Origin of the sequence: Rhodococcus sp. 05-2254-5 (assembly GCF_002258575.1) — a bacterium.
Taxonomy (GTDB): Bacteria; Actinomycetota; Actinomycetes; order Mycobacteriales; family Mycobacteriaceae; genus Rhodococcoides; species Rhodococcoides fascians.
Window position 1 is genome coordinate 106482 of the sequence record NZ_NOZG01000033.1, and the last position, 18221, is coordinate 124702.

Here is an 18221-nt window from a genome sequence, read left to right on the forward strand (position 1 = left end):
GGCCACTCGAGGTCAAACCTGGGGTTTTCGGTTCCTTCTCGATGCCGGGCAGAGCGATCCGCTCGCGGCCTACGAACGGGCGTTCGGAAACCTCTCAGACTCACCGAACGTGTGGCACCGCCAAAACGGGGAAGTCGCGCTGCGCATTTCAGATCCGCTTGAGCGTCGCGATTCGGCGGGTCGTGTGATTCCCCACGAGTTCGTCCTCTTGGGCGACCTCGCCGCTACCGTCGACTCCGTGGAAGACGGTCTGAGAATGGTATGGCCGTTAGTGTCTGAGAGGTACGCGGTGGTCTGGGCAACCCCCAACCCCAACCCATCGAGCGACTGATCCATCCCTACGCATTGTGAAATTTGTGCATCCGAGGCCAGTGTTAATCGAAAGAGGTAGCCGCAGCCGATGATCATCACCGGGCTGTTCTTCGCGGAGTATGCGCGAGTCAGCGAAGACATGCTCGACATTCTCGGCGGTGTCTGGGATACCTGCACGGTTCCTCGCGACACCCGCCTGCTCGAATGCCGTATGGTCGCGCTGCTACAGACCGGGCCCGACGACTTCGGCAAGGATTTCCCTGCGACGCTCGAGGTGCTCGACGCGAACGGCGAACACATCGTCAATCAGCGAGGCTTGCAAATCCCCGGTGCCGGCTTCACGGGCGAAAATCGATTCTGGTTCCTGCCGATGCAGATGGTCTTCCGCCACGAAGGACGACACAACTTCATCCTCAGCGCCGGTGGAGCCACAGCGAGCGTCGGGCTTCGCATCGCCTTCGGCTGACGTCAGCTGCTGATCGTCTCCCGCGCAACACCCCGCTCCACCACTCGTCGAGCGGTCCGGGCAACGGCCTCGTCGATCAGAAAACCCTTGCTGTCGACGGCCACACCGGACTCTGCATGTTCCAGGACGGCCAACAGTTCCTCTGCTTCTCGAACCTCGTCCTCCGACGGCACGAACACCGTTCGCACAGGACCGAGTTGAGCCGGATGAATACACGCACGACCGACAAAACCGAGACCAGCAAGCGTTCGGGTATCGGCCTCGAATGCATCGGCATCGCGGAAGTTTCGCGACACCGCAGCAGGCGGCGGATCAATTCCCGCTGCAACGCTGGCTGCCACCACCTGAGCGCGCACGAACGACAGTGACTCTGCGGAGCCGTCGACGCCCAGATCGGCGGCCAGGTCCACCTCACCGATCTGGAGAAACTTGACCCGAGACGCACGCGCAATCTCGAGGGCGGCGAACACTCCGGCGGCTGTCTCGATGAGGGGCGAGACCACCGCGTCACTGCCGCTCAGTAGGGCGTCGGCTTGTTCGATTTCGCGAGCAGACGACACCTTCGGGAGCCAGATACCCGTCAGATTCGGGTGCAGCACCGCACGAATATCGTCCGCCTGCAACGGCCCTGGGTTCACCCGCACCCAGATCTGTACATCGCCTGGATCGCAGGCGGCAACCCATTCGGCTACCGTCACACGGGCATGATCCTTGTTCGCCGCGGTGACGGCGTCCTCGAGATCCAGCACCACCGCGTCCGTGCCCGACGCCAATGCTTTGTCGAAGCGCTCCGGCACGTCCCCGGGAACGTAGAGGTACGTCAGAGCCGATCTCATCCGATCACTCCCGTGCCCGCAACGAGGGACTTGGCGATGACGGTGCGCATGATGTCGTTTGTGCCCTCACCGATGGCCATCAGCGGGGCGTCGCGGTAGAGACGCTCGACGACGAACTCGGTGGAGTATCCGTAGCCCCCGTGAATACGCATGGCCTCGAGGCTGGCGGTGATGGCGGCCTCCGAGGCGAAGTACTTCGCCATACCGGCTTCCATATCCACTCGCTTACCCGAATCTGCCTGCGATGCAGCCCAGTACGTCATCAGACGTGCAGCCTGAAGCTGGGTCGCGATATCGGCGATCTTGAGCTGAATGGCCTGGAACTCAGCGATGGGCTGACCGAATGCGGTGCGCTGCTTCGCGTATTCGAGGGCCGCGTCATAGGCAGCCTGCGCGATTCCGACACTGCGACCGGCAATGTTGAGGCGACCGATCTCGAGACCGGACAGTGCCTGCTGCAGACCACGACCCTCCACCCCACCGAGCACTGCGTCGACGGGAACGCGCACATCGGTAAACGTGATCTCACACGATTCGGTGCCCTTGTAGCCGAGCTTGCCCATGTCGCGCTGCACCTCGAAGCCGTCAGTGGTGGTGTCGATCAGCAGCAGCGACATTCCCTTGTGCGCGGGAGTCGTGGTGGTATCTGTCTTCACCAATACCGGAAGCACATTCGCGTGCCGTGCGTTGGTAATCCACGTCTTGGCACCGTTGACGACGTAGTGGTCGCCGTCCCGCTTCGCAGTGGTCTTGATGCCCTGCAGGTCGGTTCCGGCACCGGGCTCGGTCAGGCCGACCCCCGTGCGCCATTCGCCGGACGCGAGCTTGGGCAGCAGAGTCTTCTTCTGCTCCTCGGTGCCGTGCTTGCCGATCATCCAGCACGACAGGTTGTGGCTACCGAGAATGCCGGCGACGCCCATCCATCCGCGGGCCAGCTCCTCGTACACCAGGGTGAACGAGACCTTGTCGAGGTCGAGGCCGCCGTACTCCTCCGGCGTCGTAATGCCGAACAGGCCCATGGCCTTCATGTGCTCGACAATCTCGGTGGGGTACCGCCCCGTCTTTTCCCACTCGTTCGCGACCGGGATGATTTCCTTGTCGACAAAGGTGCGCAATGCTTTACGGAAGGCCGTCTGCTGCTCGTCGTACGTGAAGTCCATGGTGATGTCCTGTCGATTGAAGTGTCAGGGTGTCGGCGCGATGGCTGCGGCGAGGTCGAGGATGGCGGTCAGGTCGGTTTCGTCGACCAACCCGAGGACGCGGTCGGCAAGCTCGTTGGCGCGAGAGTCGTTGCCGCAGTTGCCGAAAAACTTCTCCAGCAGACGGTCATCACTCAGCGGGAATCCGGCGGATCCTTGGCTGCCGCCGACAGAGGCGTCGAGCACTCGTCCGTCGGTGAGGGTGAGAACCGCCCTGCCCGACGCGGCCGCCGCGGGAACCTCGGACGGCAGGTTCGTCACCCGCACCTTGCGGGCGGTGACCAGAACGTCCTCACGCGCGATGGATTCGTCGGTATAGGTCGAGACGGTGATCGCGCCGTCGTGCAGTAGCGCGGCCACACTCCACGGCAGATCGAACTTGCCGTCGTAGGTACTGCGCGGTGACGCGACCCCGGTATTGGGTCCGCAGACGAACGGACTCGAATCGGGGTGAACGAACACCTCGATGTCGTCGACATCACTGGCCTGAACTGTGTTGTCGCCGAGCGCTTTCGACACCGCATCGAGCGTCACGTGCATCAGTTGGCAACTGGGATACGGCTTGATGCCGATGCGGGTGGCTTCCCACCGCGTGCCGAGTCCCTCGGTCAGCGCCGCGAAGTTCGTCGGCCGATCGGTCAGCGCAGCGTAGATTCCGCGTCGACCTTCGAGAACCGAGGACGGTCCGGTGGCTCCCGCGGCGGCGAGCCGTGCAGCGAGCACGCCGTTCATGCTGGCCGATCCGGGATGCAGCGCCTTGGTGTCGGCGTCGGTATCGAGAAACTCGAGCAAGCCCGAACTCGACGATCCGGCGATTCCCAGGGCGTTGACCAACGTCTCGGTGTCGAACTTCGAAAGGTGCCCGGCGACGAGTGCGGCTGTCAACGGTCCTACCGCTGACGTGGCATGCACACCACGGGCGTGGAAGCCGTGGGGGCTCACTTCGCCGAGGCGGCAGGCGGTTTCGAGTCCGAGGGCTGCGGCGGTCAGCACGTCCGCACCAGAAGCTGATACCTGTTGCCCGACGGCGAATGCCGCAGGGAGCGATACGGCCGTTGCGTGCACCAGTGCGCCCGCATGGGTGTCGTCGAAGTCCAGCGAGTGCAGCATCACCCCGGTCGCGAAGGCGGCTGCCGGTGCAGACAGTCCTCGGGTTCCGGTGAGAGGCCGCGCCTCCGGTGGGCCGCCGAGGGCGTCGGCCACTGTCCAGCCCGGTCGGCCGTAGCCGAGACGTTGGGCCGCAACGGTATTGCCGACGCCATCGAGAAGGTGTCGCGCCGCCGAGTGCCGGACGTTCTCGGGCAGGTCGGCAACGGTCACACTCGATGCCCACTCTGCCAAGATCGTCGAACTCACGCCCGAACCTCGTCCTTCGCCGTACCGAAGGCACCCTCCGCCTTCAGTTTCGCGACGCGTTCGTCGTCGTAGCCCAGTTGGTCGCGCACGATGTCGTCGAAGTGCTCGTTGCGCTGCGGCGCTCGGCGGTACTGCTTGGCCTCGGAACCGAAGTTCACCGGTGAGGCAACCTGACGGACCGTGTTGTACACCGGGTGCTCGGTCTCGACCACGAGATTGCGTGCGAGCGTGTGAGGTTCGGTGAGTGCGTGCTCGACGTCGTTGATCGGACCTGAAGGCACCCCGGCAGGGCCGAGCTTCGAGAGCCAGTGATCGACGGTATTCGTGGCGAACACCTCTTCCAGGATCGGCAGCAGCACGTCCTGATGCTTGCCACGAAGCGAGAAGTTGCTGAACCGCGGATCGGCACCGAGGTCCGGGCGATCGATGGCGACGACGAGCCGGTCCCAGAACTTCTCCTTCGCGCAGCCGACGATGAGCCAGCCGTCCGTCGCCTCGAAGGCCTGGAACGGAACCAGCGAGGGGTGGGCCGAGTTCTTCGTCCGGATCGGCTCGAAGCCGGCGTTCAGATGCCACGTTGCGGGATAGGTGAGCAGAGACATCGCTGTGTCGTACAGCGAGACGTCGCAGTCACCGCCGATGCCGTCGCGCCGGGCTGCGTGCAATCCTGACAGCAGCGAAATGGCGGCGACGAAGCCACCGGAGTAATCGACCAGCGACAAACCGGATTTGGTGGGCGGGCCATCCGGGTCGCCGGTGACGCTCATCCAGCCGGCGAGTCCCTGCAGAATATAGTCGTAGCCGGGCTCTTTCGACCGCGGACCGGTCATACCGAAGCCGGTGAGGCTGCAGCACACGATCGCGGGATTGAGATGCTTGAGCTGGTCGTAGGTGATGCCGATCTTCTCGGGTACGTCACCGCGGAGGTTGGAGTAGACGGCGTCGCTGGTACGGACGAGGTCCTCGAAGACCGCTCGCCCGCTCGGGGTCGAAAGATCCAGCGAGAGAGAGCGTTTGTTGCGATTGAAGCTCTCGAAGAACAGCGAGTCCTCGCCCTCGTTGTAGGGCGGAACGTAGCGGCCGACGTCACCGCCCACGCTGGGATCCTCGATCTTGATGACATCCGCGCCCAGATCGGCAAGGTGCAAGCTACCGAACGGGCCTGCGCCGTACTGCTCGAGGGAGATGATACGGACGTCTTCGAGTGGCCTCATGCGTCGGAATCTTTCGTCGTGGGGAGTTCGAGCGGGCCGTTCTTCGCTTCGGGGAAGTAGTTTTGCCCGATGCCACTGTCGCGGGTAGCGACCATGACCGAGCGCTTCCATGAAATGACCTCGACGCCATCCTGATTGAGGCCGCGGGTGATCATCGAGACGATGCCGGCGTAGGGGCGTGACTCGGATTTGCGCAGCCCGGTACAGATGCTTTCGGCGTACAGGGTGTCGCCCGCGTAGACCGGGTGGGACATCTTGATGTCGGTGAAGGCGAGGTTCGAGATCGCGTTCTGGCTCATGTCGATCACCGAAAGTCCCAGTACCACAGAGACTGTGAAGCCGGAGTTGACGATGACCTTCCCATCGGTGATGGGGTTCTGTGATGCCAGGTGCGCGTTGAAATGGTTCTGGTTGGTGTTGAGCGACAGCAGCGTGATCCACGTGTTGTCGGTCTCCGTGATCGTCCGCCCGAAGGGATGTTGGTAGACGTCCCCCACGGTGTAGTCGTCGAAGAAGCGCCCCAGAACGGCCGGATGGATTGCCACCGTGTCTCCTCGTGTCGGTTTGGCGAGTGCCTTACCTAGACCATAAACATCAGACGTTTACGGCGTCAAGGGTTTGAGAGAACTGGCAATCAGCGGCGTTTACATAGATCGACCCAGAAAAGAGCAGATGTTTACGGGGTACGGAGTCGATCCATCTGCCGGTACGAGTCGCCGAGGTGGTCGAGATGCTTCCGCATCAGATCCATGGCAGCCATCGAATCACCGGACTCCACCACGTCGAGCAGTCCCCGGTGGTCGCTGTCGACGCATTGCCAGAACCCATCGGGTGCATGATCGCGACCGAATCGGCCGGACAGGACACGAAACACAGGTGCGGTGATGAGTTCGAGCAGGGGGTTGTGGGCTGCACGAAGCAAGACCAGGTGGAATTCCTGGTTCTTGGCGAACGTCTCGGGTCCCTGCACGTCGTTGGGGTCGAAGATCGACGCGTTGAGCTGCTCGAGATGCTCATCGGTGCGGCGGAACGCAGCGATGCCTGCAGCCGGAACCTCCATCAGGTTGCGCACTTCCATCAGCTGATCGACCGTGACGGTCTCCGCGGCGGCCATCAGCGCCACACCGGTTTCCAGGTGCTCACTGATGTGCCCGACGCTGGGGACGGCGACGAAGCTACCCCCGGTCACCCCCCTGGTCGTCTCGATCAGATTCTGGCTGGCCAGTGACCGCAGCGCTTCACGAATGGTGCTACGGCCGACGCCGAACTCCGCGGTGAGCTCGGCCTCGCCGGGCAGCCGCTCCCCCGGTTGCAGCTCACCGGACAGGATGCGGCTCCGAAGATGGCCGGCGAGAACCGCATACGCGGGGACGCTCTTAGCTGTCGCCTTGAGCGGAGCCGATTGCGCCACGTCTTCCCCCTGATGTCGATGGGCCGTTCTGCTAGCCGATAGGTACCGGTCGGCTCGAGCTTAGCCTGGCCACTGCCTCGACATACAGAGATCGCGACCCTCGATACATCCGCTCTTTACCCAGGAGCAAGCCGCAACGACACGAATCGAGCCCGATATCTGGACAAAATCGACCCAATACATCAGAGGTATTGCTTTTATCGGCAATCATCAGCACTATGACTCATGTCACCTCAGCAGTGACCCCACGACTTCGTAGGACACGCGGAGCACGCCTTCCCGCTCCCCTCGGGCACCGACAGAACGGACGCAGCATGAAACGCATTGGAGTCGACGTCGGCGGCACGTTCACCGACCTCGTCCTGTGGGACGACGACGGCACGGTCGTCGTGCACAAAACCCCGTCCACCAATCACGACCCCTCCATCGGCACGATGGACGGCATCAAGGTTCTCGCCGAACGTGCCGGCATCGACCCGTCCGAAATCGACATGTTCTTCCACGGCACCACCGTGGCGACCAACATCGTGCTCGAGCACAACGGCTGCGACGTCGGCATGATCACCACCGAGGGGTTCCGCGACCTGCTGCACATCGCGCGCAAGAAGCGTCCTCTCAATTACTCGAACTACCAGGATCTTCCGTGGCAGAAGTGGCAGCTCGTGCCGCGACGCAACCGTCGGGTGGTCCCCGAACGCATCGATGCTGCAGGAAATGTTCTGACCCCGCTCGACGAAGATGCTGTGCGCGAACAGGTTCGACTGTTGCGTGAGCGAGGCGTGCAAGCCATCGCCGTCGCATTCCTGCACGCGTACCGCAACCCCACCCACGAGCAGCGCGTGCGAGCCATCATCGAAGAAGAGTTCCCGGGCGTCTTCATCTCCCTCTCCAGCGAGGTGGCCCCGCAATACCGCGAGTACGAACGCTTTTCGACCGCAGCACTCAACGCGTTCATCGGACCGAAGACCTCGAAGTACATCGAGAACCTGGCCGGTAAGGCGAAGGCAGCGCAGGTCGGCGAGGACGTACACCTCATGACCTCGGCCGGCGGGCTCGTCACCTCCCGCAGCGCCAGCGAAATCCCGGTCTCACTTCTGACCAGCGGGGTGGTCGCCGGCCTGCTCGGCGGCTGCGCCATCGGTAAGGCATCCGGGTTCCCCAGTGTCATCACCCTCGATGTCGGCGGTACCTCCGCGGATGTCGGCGTGGCACCGGACGGTGCCCTGCGGATGAAGCATCTGCTCGACACCCGAATCGGCGACTATCACGCGATGGTGCCGATGGCCGAGGTCGACACCATCGGTGCCGGCGGCGGATCCATCGCCGTGGTCGACGACGGCGGCATGTTCCGCGTCGGACCACGCAGCGCGGGTGCCGTTCCCGGTCCCGCCTGCTACGGACACGGCGGCACCGAACCGACGTCCACCGACGCCATGGTGATGATGGGATGGCTGCGCGAGAAGAGCTTCCTGTCCGGAACAATGGAGGTCAAGCCCGAGCTGGCGCGCGAAGCGATTCAGACTCACATCGCCGACAAGCTCGACACCCCACTCGACGACGCCGCGATGGGCATCTTCAAGATCCTCGCCCATTCCATGACCGAGGCGATCAGCCTGCACTCGGTGCGTAAAGGCTATGACCCGCGCGACTTCTCACTGATCGCCGAGGGTGGAGCCGGTCCGCTGTTCGCGTGGCAGATCGCCGACCAGCTCGGTATTCCGCGGGTCATCGTGCCCGGTCACCCCGGCATCACCTCCGCTGTCGGCCTGCTCACCACCGACATCCGCTACGAGGAGCCGACGACGGTGTGGACGTCGTCCGCCGACCCGAACATCCAACTGCTGCAGGAGCAGGTCGAGCGTCTGTCCGCACTGGCCGTCGCACAGCTCGAGAAGGACGGTGTTGCGGCCGAGAACATTTCGCTCGAGCGCAGCGTCGACTGCCGATACGTCGGCCAGGGCTACGAACTCCGCGTCGCTGCACCGGACGGCGACATCGACGACGTGTGGGTCAAGACCGTCGCCGAGGCATTCCACGACGTGCACGGACGCACCTACTCTCAGCGGTTCGACGACAAGCCCGTGCAGCTGATCAACGTCCGCGTCACCGGCGTGGGTGCGGTTCCCCACGTACAGATCGCCGATATCGCCGTGGGCTCCGCCGACTCCTCGGCCGCGATCAAGACGACCACCCAGGCACTGTTCTGGCAGGACGAGACGTCCGCGCCGCAGTGGGTGGACACCCCGGTCTACGAGCGGTCACTCCTGCTGGCGAACAACGAGATCGACGGTCCTGCGATCGTCGAGCAGTTCGATTCCACCACGATCATCGGCATGAATCAGCACGCCACCGTCGACGCCGTCGGCCACATCATCATCGAGAGGAACCCCGCATGAGCAAGGCGCTGATGCCCACCACCGGAGTGTCACTGGCGGGCGAATCCACTCGAACCTGGAACGACGTCGAGGTCGATCCCATCACGCTGCGCGTCATCGGCGGAGCCCTGCAGTCGATGGCCAAAGAGATGGCTCAGGTGCTCTACCGCATGGCGTACTCGTCGCTCATTCGAGAGTCCGAGGACCTCGGCGCGGGCATCTTCGACATCAACGGACGCGAACTCTGTGAATCGGATTCGACTCCGATGCACTGCGGTTCGATTCCCGCCTACATCAAGGGCGTCAACCGTCGCCTCGCCGGAACGTACAAGCCCGGAGATGTGGTGCTGCACAATCATCCGTACCACGGAGCGGCTCACTCCCCCGACTACGGCGTGATCATTCCGATCTTCTGGCAGGGCGAGCACATCGGCTTCGCCGGGTGTACCGGTCACGTGTCCGACGTCGGCGGCAACTTCCCCGGCCTGTGCATGGACGTCGTCGATGTGTGGGCCGAGGGCAAGCTGATGGACTCGATGAAGATCTACGAGGCCGGGGTCCGCAACGACTACCTGATTCAGCACATCCTCGACAACGTCCGTACGCCCGAGCAGAACCGCGGCGACCTCGAAGCACTGATCGCGTGCTCTCGCATCGGCGAGAAGCGATTCACCGAGCTGCTCGAGAAGTACGGCCTCGACACCGTGATGAGCGCGGGCGAACGCTGGATGGACTACTCCGAGTCCATGCTGCGCAAAAAGATTCGTGAGATTCCCGACGGCAGCTACACCGCGCCCATCGGATACCTCGACGACGACGGTAAGAACCGCGACGAACCGCTCAAGGTGGCTGTGCGGGTGCAGGTCGAGGGCGAGGACATTCTCATCGACCTCACCGGCTCCAACAGCCAGGTGCCCACCGCGTTCAACGTCCCGTTTGAGGGTTCGGTTCTGCCGGTGGCTGTCTCGGCCATTCGTACGATTCTGCTCGACGAGGATCTGACGGAGGAATTCGTTCCTCAGAACGACGGGTGCTTCCGACCCGTCAAGGCCTATGCCCCCGAGGGGACGATCTTCAACCCGGACTTCCCCGCGTCGTGCTTCGCGCGGTTCTCGCAGGTGAACCGGGTGTTCGACTCGATCAATCTCGCTCTGGCCCCGGTGCTTCCGGATCACGCGATCGCGGGATCGTCCGCCGCCCTGTGCGCCATCGCCTACTCCGGTATCGCTCCGGACGGCGAATCGTATTGGGTCTACATCGAAATTAACGAGGGCTCCTACGGTGGCCGCAATGGCAAGGACGGCATGGACGCCGTCGACGCCCTGATGGCCAACACTCGCAACAACCCCATCGAGGAGCTCGAGCTCAACCACGCTATGCGCGCGTTGCGGTACGAGCTGCGCGACGAGGCACCCGCGCCAGGGAAGTGGCGCGGCGGTATCGGCAGTGTGCGCAAGTGGTTGATGGAGACCGATACGTTCCTCGGTTCCGAGGCCGACAACCGATCGGATCCGCCAGCCGGTGCTCTCGGTGGACACAACGGAGTGTCCGGCTCCTTCACCAGGAACGCCGGGACCGATCGCGAGGAAGTGTTGTACTCCAAGGTCACTCAGGAGACGATCCGTTCCGGCGAGACGCTGGAGATCAAGCTCCCCTCGGGCGGTGGCTTCGGAAACCCGTTCGAGCGTGATCCGTTCCAGGTGCTCAGCGATGTCTGGGACGAATACCTCACCGAGGACGATGCTCGACGCGACTACGGTGTGGTCGTGAACACCGATTCGTGGACGATCGACGAGGACGCGACGGCCGAGCTGCGCGCCCGGAGCGCGGCCTGATCGAGGACGGGACCTTAGGCGGTGTCGTCCGGTGGATCGACGACCGGAACGACACCCCGGGGCCCCTGTCCGGCCTGCGCATCGGCGTCAAGGACAACATCGACGTGGCCGCCGTCGAGACCACCTGTGCGTCGAAGTTCCTCGAGCACAACGTTACCGACGCTGATGCCGAGGTCGTCACCCGCCTGCGACGCGCAGGTGCGTCGGTGATCGCGAAACTGAACATGGCCGAGTTCGCCGTTGGTGTCACCTCGCAGAACTCGGCCGCCGGACCGTCGTACAACCCGTGGAATCGCGCCCGGGTGCCCGGCGGATCGAGTGGTGGTTCGGGGATTGCCGTCGCCGCCGGATTGGTCGACGCGTCCCTGGGCACCGACACCGGCGGTTCGGTGCGCCTCCCCGCCGCGGCGTGCGGAATCACCGGTCTACGCCCTAGCTGGGGCTCGATCAGCAATGACGGAGTGTTCCCGGTGAGCGAGCAATTCGACACCGTCGGCCCGATGGCGCGGTCGGTAGCCGAGGTGAAGGCTCTGTTCGACGTCTTGTCCCCCATTGCGTCCGAACCATCGGCCGTGACACGTATCGGTGTACCCACCGTGTTCCTGACTGACGACGTGGATCCGGGCGTTGCGCAGACCGTCGCGGCCGCGGTGCGCACGTTCGCCGAACTCGGGTACGAGATCGTCCCCATCGAGCTGGGGCACGCCGCCGATGCCCAGGACATCGTCTACACGATCGTCTACAGCGACCTCGCTCGCCGCCATCGGCACCGGCTCGACACCGAGCCCTCCCGTTTCCAGCCCGCGACCTACGAGCGAATAGCGTTGGGCCTGAGCATCTCCGAAACCGACCGTGCCCGTGCACTCACCGGCCGCGATCGGTTCCGTCAGGCCATGACCGCCACGTTCGAGAGTGTCGACGCGGTGCTGACCCCGGCCATGCCCGTCGATGTTCCCCCGAGGGACGGGGGCGACGACGTGGTTGCGCTCTCACGCCGGATGGGACAATTCACGTACCCGTGGTCGTTGCACGACGGCCCGACGCTGGCTCTGCCGGTCGGGTTTCACCCGTCCTCGGGTATGCCGGTGGGAGCGCAACTCACCGCTGCGGCGCACCGTGAGGGCGCGTTGTTCGGCGTGGGCGAGCGCTATCAGTCGGTGACCGACTGGCATCGGGCGACACCACCGAATACATCTGATCTTTAACCCGCGCCGTACGGTCAATCGGCGGGCATTGTCCGCATTTACCTCACCTTGACGCCTAAAACATCTTATGTTTAAGTGGTTAGCAGCTGTTACGTACGTCTCACTACGGGTGGGCCTGCGACAGCCGACACTCCCACTTCGGCACCGTCACGCCGATCAGCAAGCGAGGACGCAGATGCATTTACGCCGAGCCACGTCCATCATGGCAGCACTGACGCTGTCCGCCGCATTGGTGGCCTGTGGATCCGATCCCGGTCCCGACGCGGACCCCGCCAACCCGGTCACGATCGACGTCACCGTCTCGGCCGCGGCCGAAATCTACAGCATCCCTTGGCTTGTCGCGCAGCAGCAGGGACTGTTCGAGAAGCATGGCGTGATCGTGGAGAACATCGTCCCGGGTAAGGGCGGCAGCGCGACCATGCGCACGCTGCTCGACGGCAACATCCCCATCGGCGAGGTCAGTTACCCGTCGATCGTGCAGGCGGACGCGGCCGGTTCCGAGCTGCGCATCGTCGGCGGCGGCACCCAGGGGCCGTACCCGATGAACTTCTACGCGCTCGCCTCGAACCCGAACATCAACACCATCGAGGACGTCCGCCGCTGGGCGTACACCCGCCCCAACTCGGCGTCCGATGCTCTGACGCGTCTGCTGCCCTCGATCGCGGGCGTCGACCCGAGCCGGATCGAGCGGGTCGCCTCCGGCGGAATCGGCGAAGGCTTTGCGCTTCTCGAAGCCGGCAACGTCGATATCGCTCTCGTTCCCTCCATCGTCGCCGAACAGCGACCCGAGGATTTCAAGCTGATCGTCAGCAGCCCCGACTACATGTCGCGGTTCCTGCAGTCGACGATTACCACCACCAAGGACTACGCCGCGAGCAATCCCGGCGTAGTACGAGCCATCAACGCCGGCTATACCGAGGCGGTCGCGTCGATCGAGGCCGATCCTGTTGCCGCCGCCGAGATCTACGCGAACTACACAGGATTCGACGTCGAGTCGGCCACCGCAGTGGTCGAACGCGCATCCTCGGTCGGCACGTGGGGCGGCGGCTTCGATACAGCGTCCGTCGAATCCGCCCAGGACGGCGTGGAAGCGTCGGGGAGCGATCGCGTACCCAATTTCTGCACTCTGTTCGACCCGGAGTTCCTCGCCGAGGGAGTCGAGAACGATGTTCCCGGCGACTGCGACTCCTGACAGCATCTCCCACCACCAGAAGGTAGCGACGTGACCCAAGCAGCGACTCGACCCCGCCCCGACACCACCTCCGCCATCGCCGTCGCATCGTCGGTGTCGCGGCGCTTCGGTGATGTGACCGCCCTCCACGAGATCGACTTGTCCATCGGCCGAGGCGAATTCGTCTCCGTCGTCGGCCCCAGCGGCTGCGGTAAGTCCACTCTGCTCGAGGTGTTCGCCGGACTCCAGGATCACGACGGCGGCACCGTGCACGTCGACGGCCAACCGTTGACCGGCCCTCGGTCGAAGACGGCAGTGATCTTCCAGGAATCGGCGACGCTGCCCTGGCGGACCGTCCGTGACAACGTCGCGTTCGCTCTCGAAGTCCGGGGCGTGGGCAAGAAGGAACGTCGGTCCCGCGCCGACGAGTTGCTGAACACTGTGGGGCTGAGCAAGTTCGGCGACCACTACCCCACCCAGTTGTCCGGCGGTATGCGCCAACGTGTGGCCATCGCGCGCTGCCTGTCCATGGAGCCCGATCTGATTCTCGCGGACGAGCCGTTCGGTGCACTCGACGAGCAGACGCGACTGGTGATGTCGTACGAGCTACTCAAGATCGTCGAAAAGCTCACGTGCGGAGTCCTGTTCATCACCCACAGCATCCAGGAAGCGGTACTGCTCTCCGATCGGGTGCTGGTGATGAGTGCGCGGCCCGGTCGATTCATCGACGAGGTGGACATCGACCTCCCGCGCCCACGGTCCGAAGATGTACTGGCCAGTCCTGAGGCTGTTGCTCTGCACGAACGTATCTGGTCGCGGCTGCGGGACGAGGCCAAGAAGACGATGAGCATCGAGCCATGAGTGCCCCCACGCGCGAGAGTACGCGCGCCTCTGTGGTTCCCGGGTACATCCGGCCGGCCCCCTCCAGACAACTCGGTCTCCCCGCATGGGGATGGACCGTGCTCATCCTCGTCGCGGCACTGGTGGCCATCGACATCTCCGCACGGTTCTTCGCCTCACCGCTGGACATCGTTCCGGTGACCGACATGATCTCGACGTCGCTGAGTTTGCTGACCGACCCTGAATTCCTGATCGACGAGTTGGGCAGGACGCTCGGCATCATTGTCCTCGCCTTCGTTCTCAGCTCCGTACTCGGTGTCGCCGCCGCGTACGTGCTGTGGCGGTACGAGTTGTGGGACAGAGCGTTTCAGCCGTACCTGAACGTGTACTACGCCGTCCCGACGTTTGCTTTGTACCCCATCATGGTGGTGCTGTTCGGTGCTGGTGTGGCTCCGATCGCCATTCTGTCCACCATCTTCGCATTCGGTGTGGTGGCGTTGAACGCACGCACCGGTTTCAACTCGGTATCGCCGATCGTCACCAAGCTCGGCACCACACTGATGCTCACGCGGTGGCAGTACTTCCGATCGGTACTGCTGCCGTACGCGCTTCCGAGCATCGTGACCGGACTCAAGCTGGGACTCTCGTACGCCGTCATCTCGGTGTTGGCCAGTGAGTTCATCCTGTCGACTCAAGGGCTCGGGCACTTCATCTCGATCGCCTACGACGGGTTCGACATCGCCGACATGTACGCCGGGATCCTCATCGTGGCGCTGATCGCTCTGCTCTCGACCTCGCTGATCTCTCTCGCGCTCAACCGATTCGATTGGAGGCGCCGCTGATGAGCAGCACCTTGGACAGAGTAGTTACCGCGCCGCCCACTCCCCCGAAAGCCGCCTCCTCCGCGGGCCGCACCAACGCCCGACGGTTCCTCCCTCCGCTGGTCGTGGCCGTCGTTGCGGTCCTGATCTGGTGGGTCGCGGCCGTTCTGGTCGATAGTCTCATCTTCCCGACGCCGGCCGAGGCAATGGCCTCGCTCGTCGAAGACCTGGGCAAAGCAGACTTCCGCGCCAATGTCGGTGACTCACTGCGCATCCTCGTGCTCGCGTTTCTGGCCAGCACCGTCGTCGGTTCGCTGCTCGGACTGACGCTGGGACTGAGTCCGTTCTGGACCCGAACCATCGCCCCGATCGTCTACTCGATCAACAGCATTCCGAAGATCGTGCTGTACCCGATCTTCCTGTCGTTCCTCGGCATCGGCGCCCTGAGCCGATTCGGATTCTCCTTCTACGCCGCCTTCATCCCGATGTTCCTCGTCGCTGTCGAGGCCACAGCATCGGTCCAAAGAATTCACCTGAAGATGGCCGCGTCACTGCAGGTGAGCTGGCCTCGCTTGATCCGTCAGATTGTGATTCCTGCGGTGCTGCCGGCACTGGCGACGGGTATGCGGATGACCTTCGGCTTGGCGTTCCTGGGTTTGCTTCTCGCCGAGATGTTCTCGTCATCCAGCGGCATCGGTTACGAACTCCTGCGCAACGTCAGCCTGGTGCGGATGGAGAACATCATGGGCACGGTTGTGCTGATCCTCGTGATGGCACTACCGCCCACGATTGCCCTGCAGTGGTTGGAAACTCGCATCACGTCGAAATACGGCGGTCGGTGATTTCGGTTCCAAGGTCGGCATTCGGCGCGGGTACTCAGTTTCCAACGAATGCTCGGTATCTCTGACAGCCGAGTCCCCTCCGAGGTTGTTGCATGTCGGGTGGGTGAACACAGAATGGTGCCGTCGGTCGCGCGAAGACAACAACCAGATGGGTTTACTGCCACATAGCAGTGGGTGCGCGAGAAAACGTTGGAGAGTTTTCGAGGGACAGACCGCGCGGAGGATTCGGCTGGCGAAACTCGTCGAGGCAACTAACAATCTGTTGCCTCTGTCCGAACGAAAGTGACCGTCATGACGTTGGTACACCCAGTCCGTCCGCGAGACCTTCGATGTACCCGATGACGTCGTCTCCACCGTCGAACGCGCATCGGGGCGTTGGTCAGTAGCGGTGTGCCACTACTCGACCTAGGGCGAACAGGATCTCAATTGAGCTTTGGTCCACAAGCGCGGTAGCTGGTCGACGAAGTGCAACTTCGAGCATCGCTCCGCCCGGTGCCGATTAGCAGTCGCGGGTTGCGTCTTTGTACAGAAATTCTGCTTCCTCGGATGAGTAGGTGCCCTCCAGCTTGTCCAGCACTTTGTACTTGGGAATATCGTTGTACGTGGTCTCGCATATCTCTCGGTACAAGTTGGCATAGATGGAACGCGAGGTGCCGGGTGGGAATAGGCGGTCTTCGACTGATGCAGGCGTCGGGTTGACTACGACCGGCATCGGAGCCAACGGCCCGCATTCTGGACTAGTCGACGCCTGCATTCTGGCCTGCGCCATCGGGACGCCTGCTACCGAGTTTAGATGGGATGCCGCCTCCTCGACACACTCGCCATATGCAGATGCTGGCGTCGTCGATGATCCGCTATCACCTGCTGAGACCGCGATCCCTATGCCAATGCCGGCCAACAGAGCCACTAGGGCAACTGCACCAGCTATTGAAGCTTTGCGACTGATTCGTTGATTCGCCACTTTGTCTTTCTTGTTCGAGTTGCCCGTGTATCGGCGGATCGGTCGCGAATCGTTACGTCGGCTCTGTAACAGAGTCTGCGGTGAACGCGACTAGAGGGTGTTCCGATCAACCGGGCTCAACGTCTCGTCAACGATAGCGACCCACCAGAAAAGGATGCACTTGTCCGAAGTAAACGGCAGCGACGACAGCGAGCAGGAATTCGCCACGGTGGATGGCGGCGTGCGAATCTACGACGACGCCATTGGCCTAGTCTTCGAGGCCTCCGATGCTGCGCATAGTGGCAGCTTTTGGGTCGAGTTCACTGCACTACGTTCCGTCGTCCTGTACCCGGACGGACACGACCGTGGCTCGATAGAGTTCGACGTTGCAACGACAGACAACCGCTCAGGCAGAAGGGTCGACCGCACATTGGTCATGCGTGTCTCGGCCGCAGACGGACTCACAGAGGCACGCATTCTCGTTCCCCATCTTCACAAAAAGTCGGCCGGGATCAACGCCAACCCGGACCCCGATTTGGACCGGGAGCTCAGCGCTGCGGACGCGCATTCGACCTGGAAATCCTGGGTGTCGAAACAGAATGACACACCATCGTTCACCGACACGCCCGCGTCCGCCACCGCAAAGCCCACCGTCCATACACGCCCAACCGACCCAATTCGCTCTACAAGATCGGGTCAACTCCGAAGCCGGACAAAACCCCTGATTGGTCCGACACTGGCAGTCGCTGTCGCCGCAGTGATCTCTTTCGTGATCTTCTACCCCAGCCAATCGTCCGAGCCGCAGCAAGCAACGGCTGCCCCGTCACAAACATCTATGACCACGATGTCGCCCGTCCCCACATCTACGGCAACTCCTCAAACAGCGCCACCAAGCGCCGCACGGCAATCGGCTACCATCGCCGAGTCCATCGATGCCGCATTCGCGCAAAGTCTCACAGACCTTGGGGTCGACTACTCCTCACCCGCACAAGCGGTCTCGGTTGCGAAAACAACGTGTCGAACCATCGACAACTCGTCAAACCCCGCGAACGCGATCTTGGCTGCTTCCGAAATTGCACAGAGGTCCGGCGGGTACACGCGAACAGAAGCCAACGACTTCGTCGGTCTTGCCGTACTTGCATACTGTCCGGAATACAACGCCTACGTCCGGAACTGAACGAAGCAACTCGAACCGCCGCACTACGTGAGCTCCCCATGACGGGGCCGTCACTTGGTAGACATGCCGTCTGGCCTCGTCCGTTGACAGGTTGTCTACATGGAGATGGCAGAGATGGTGCCCTCGATCGTTGTGTCCGCGGGCAAAAATCCCCTGGTGAAGGACGCTTCCCCTGAGGTACCCCAACCAGAATCGCACTCTCCGTATGCGCGAATGTGCCG

At 63.0% G+C, this 18221-nt stretch carries 15 protein-coding genes; 9 read left to right on the forward strand and 6 right to left on the reverse strand.

Translation table 11 applies throughout. The annotated features are described in order from the left end of the window. Positions 1-400 precede the first annotated feature (400 nt). Positions 401-778: a DUF6941 family protein gene (locus CH278_RS25640; RefSeq protein WP_094623201.1), complete on the forward strand. Its 378-nt coding sequence runs from the start codon at positions 401-403 to the stop codon at positions 776-778. Positions 779-780: 2 nt separating this feature from the next. On the opposite strand, the gene CH278_RS25645 is transcribed toward CH278_RS25640, so the two are convergent. From CH278_RS25645 to CH278_RS25670, 6 genes are all read right to left on the reverse strand, one after another. Further along, positions 781-1614 carry an HpcH/HpaI aldolase/citrate lyase family protein gene (locus tag CH278_RS25645; RefSeq protein WP_094623202.1) on the reverse strand — a complete coding sequence of 278 codons (834 nt, stop codon included), beginning with the start codon at positions 1612-1614 and terminating at the stop codon, positions 781-783. Beyond that, a complete protein-coding gene (locus CH278_RS25650; protein WP_032393088.1) occupies positions 1611-2774 on the reverse strand; it encodes an acyl-CoA dehydrogenase family protein in 1164 nt (387 codons plus the stop codon). Before CH278_RS25650 ends, CH278_RS25645 begins: the two co-directional genes overlap by 4 nt. Positions 2775-2798: 24 nt before the next feature. Further along, positions 2799-4169 (reverse strand): MmgE/PrpD family protein, encoded by a 1371-nt coding sequence (locus CH278_RS25655; RefSeq protein ID WP_094623203.1) that lies wholly within the window; start codon positions 4167-4169, stop codon positions 2799-2801. Then, positions 4166-5383 (reverse strand): CaiB/BaiF CoA transferase family protein, encoded by a 1218-nt coding sequence (locus CH278_RS25660; protein WP_094623204.1) that lies wholly within the window; start codon positions 5381-5383, stop codon positions 4166-4168. The genes CH278_RS25655 and CH278_RS25660 overlap by 4 nt, the downstream gene beginning before the upstream one ends. Then, complete coding sequence (locus CH278_RS25665; protein ID WP_032384862.1) at positions 5380-5928, reverse strand: MaoC family dehydratase; 549 nt, start codon at positions 5926-5928, stop codon at positions 5380-5382. The genes CH278_RS25660 and CH278_RS25665 overlap by 4 nt, the downstream gene beginning before the upstream one ends. 131 nt (positions 5929-6059) lie before the next feature. After that, positions 6060-6794 (reverse strand): FadR/GntR family transcriptional regulator, encoded by a 735-nt coding sequence (locus tag CH278_RS25670; protein WP_048320031.1) that lies wholly within the window; start codon positions 6792-6794, stop codon positions 6060-6062. A 314-nt stretch (positions 6795-7108) separates the two neighbouring features. Here CH278_RS25670 and CH278_RS25675 point away from each other — a divergent pair, with 314 nt between their 5' ends. The 8 genes from CH278_RS25675 to CH278_RS25715 all read left to right on the forward strand — a co-directional run bounded on the left by CH278_RS25675 (position 7109) and on the right by CH278_RS25715 (position 18000). Next, positions 7109-9190 carry a hydantoinase/oxoprolinase family protein gene (locus CH278_RS25675; RefSeq protein WP_094623205.1) on the forward strand — a complete coding sequence of 694 codons (2082 nt, stop codon included), beginning with the start codon at positions 7109-7111 and terminating at the stop codon, positions 9188-9190. Continuing rightward, positions 9187-11004 (forward strand): hydantoinase B/oxoprolinase family protein, encoded by a 1818-nt coding sequence (locus CH278_RS25680; protein WP_094623206.1) that lies wholly within the window; start codon positions 9187-9189, stop codon positions 11002-11004. The genes CH278_RS25675 and CH278_RS25680 overlap by 4 nt, the downstream gene beginning before the upstream one ends. Then, entirely contained in the window at positions 10950-12209 is a 1260-nt protein-coding gene (locus tag CH278_RS25685) for an amidase (RefSeq protein ID WP_256991821.1), read from the forward strand. Before CH278_RS25680 ends, CH278_RS25685 begins: the two co-directional genes overlap by 55 nt. 175 nt (positions 12210-12384) lie before the next feature. Continuing rightward, a complete protein-coding gene (locus CH278_RS25690) occupies positions 12385-13401 on the forward strand; it encodes an ABC transporter substrate-binding protein (RefSeq protein WP_094623207.1) in 1017 nt (338 codons plus the stop codon). Positions 13402-13431: 30 nt separating this feature from the next. Then, on the forward strand, positions 13432-14241 hold the full coding sequence (locus tag CH278_RS25695; protein ID WP_094623208.1) for an ABC transporter ATP-binding protein: 810 nt from the start codon (positions 13432-13434) through the stop codon (positions 14239-14241). Beyond that, on the forward strand, positions 14238-15062 hold the full coding sequence (locus CH278_RS25700; protein WP_094623209.1) for an ABC transporter permease: 825 nt from the start codon (positions 14238-14240) through the stop codon (positions 15060-15062). Before CH278_RS25695 ends, CH278_RS25700 begins: the two co-directional genes overlap by 4 nt. Continuing rightward, the gene (locus tag CH278_RS25705; protein WP_094623210.1) at positions 15062-15883 is read left to right on the forward strand and encodes an ABC transporter permease; all 822 of its coding nucleotides are present in this window, start codon (positions 15062-15064) and stop codon (positions 15881-15883) included. Before CH278_RS25700 ends, CH278_RS25705 begins: the two co-directional genes overlap by 1 nt. A 1121-nt stretch (positions 15884-17004) precedes the next feature. Continuing rightward, positions 17005-18000 (forward strand): DUF732 domain-containing protein, encoded by a 996-nt coding sequence (locus CH278_RS25715; RefSeq protein ID WP_179274412.1) that lies wholly within the window; start codon positions 17005-17007, stop codon positions 17998-18000. The last annotated feature ends 221 nt before the right edge of the window (positions 18001-18221 follow it).

Excerpts from the sequence above, each read along its gene's own strand:
- CH278_RS25680 (WP_094623206.1), top strand. The coding sequence starts at position 9,187 with ATGAGCAAGGCGCTGATGCCCACCACCGGAGTGTCACTGGCGGGCGAA.
- CH278_RS25650 (WP_032393088.1), bottom strand. The coding sequence starts at position 2,774 with ATGGACTTCACGTACGACGAGCAGCAGACGGCCTTCCGTAAAGCATTG.
- CH278_RS25645 (WP_094623202.1), bottom strand. The coding sequence starts at position 1,614 with ATGAGATCGGCTCTGACGTACCTCTACGTTCCCGGGGACGTGCCGGAG.
- CH278_RS25700 (WP_094623209.1), top strand. The coding sequence starts at position 14,238 with ATGAGTGCCCCCACGCGCGAGAGTACGCGCGCCTCTGTGGTTCCCGGG.
- CH278_RS25690 (WP_094623207.1), top strand. The coding sequence starts at position 12,385 with ATGCATTTACGCCGAGCCACGTCCATCATGGCAGCACTGACGCTGTCC.
- CH278_RS25675 (WP_094623205.1), top strand. The coding sequence starts at position 7,109 with ATGAAACGCATTGGAGTCGACGTCGGCGGCACGTTCACCGACCTCGTC.
- CH278_RS25660 (WP_094623204.1), bottom strand. The coding sequence starts at position 5,383 with ATGAGGCCACTCGAAGACGTCCGTATCATCTCCCTCGAGCAGTACGGC.
- CH278_RS25705 (WP_094623210.1), top strand. The coding sequence starts at position 15,062 with ATGAGCAGCACCTTGGACAGAGTAGTTACCGCGCCGCCCACTCCCCCG.
- CH278_RS25640 (WP_094623201.1), top strand. The coding sequence starts at position 401 with ATGATCATCACCGGGCTGTTCTTCGCGGAGTATGCGCGAGTCAGCGAA.